1 protein-coding gene is annotated in these 1,113 nt (G+C 35.7%); it reads right to left on the minus strand.

What is annotated here, in order from left to right:
- Positions 1-137: 137 nt before the first annotated feature.
- Positions 138-554, minus strand: a complete 417-nt coding sequence (locus tag VQ00_RS15630) for a DoxX family protein (RefSeq protein WP_046178850.1) — start codon at positions 552-554, stop codon at positions 138-140.
- Positions 555-1,113: the final 559 nt, after the last annotated feature.

Below are 1,113 nucleotides of genomic sequence, written 5' to 3' on the forward strand. Positions count from 1 at the left end.
TACTAGATCACCTGCACCTTTTTATCTCTTCATAGCAAAACTCCGTCACAGGTCCGGATAAAATCCAATAGTACCTTTACCCATATAGACGGTTCTTATTCTTAAATTTCGATTTAAAACCCTAGAAATCGACATATTTAAGCTGATTTTGAATAACGGTTGGTTTCTTTGTCTTGATTGAAAAGAAGATTTCCGATAGAGTACAGCTTGCTTCCTTCTACAAAAAGAGAAACAGATAGTGAAAGCAAAACAAGATCATACGCGTATCCATTTAAAAATCCAGCTGCAAATTTTACTTTGATAATAGCGCCGATTAATAAGAGAGCAAACAAAGCCGAAACAATTCTTGTACCCAAACCAACGATTAGCGCAATGCCTCCTACTACTTCAATCACAGCCACAGCATAGGCCATAAAACCAGGCAGCCCAATACTTTCAAACCAGCCGACGGTATTTTCTATACCACCTTGAAACTTCGCCGTTCCATGAGCCAAGAAAATAACCCCTAGCGTAATCCGTAAAATCAAAGCACCAATTCCTTTATTGTTTAACATTAGTTAAACCTCCTAAATAGTTATTTAATAAGGGCTTATATTTCTAATTATCTCGAATTCAAGATAATCCACAAATGATGTTACCATCAATTTATTTCGAAATCAAGATATTTTTCCTGATTAAAAAATAACCATAAACGTTTACTAAATAAATTAGTTGAAAGTATGGGCAATCGAAAAAAAGCCCCGGATTCTAAAAATCCGGGGCTTTTCCAATACAACATAATAACATTTTTGTTGCATTTAGGAACAACAATATACATTTTAAAAAGTACTATTCTCAACAGTGTTTTTTTTGAATTTACGAATGAGATTTCTTCTTAATTCTATGCCCATCAGGCTTTAAGAGTTCTGTTTTTTGCATATATTGGAGGTAGGACAAACTCCTTCCTAGCTATGAATCATAGCATGTAAAGGGCTAGATATTTTTTTCAAGGGAAGCAGGTGAAAATATGGATAATACGGATGTTTCGGCATTAACAGCTCATGAGAACGAAGGAGAAATACCAGCCCAGGGCTTTGGAAGACCATTTCGTAGTGGATACGGCGGATATGGTGG

This window comes from Domibacillus tundrae (genome assembly GCF_000970675.1).
In the GTDB taxonomy this organism is placed as follows: domain Bacteria; phylum Bacillota; class Bacilli; order Bacillales; family Domibacillaceae; genus Domibacillus; species Domibacillus tundrae.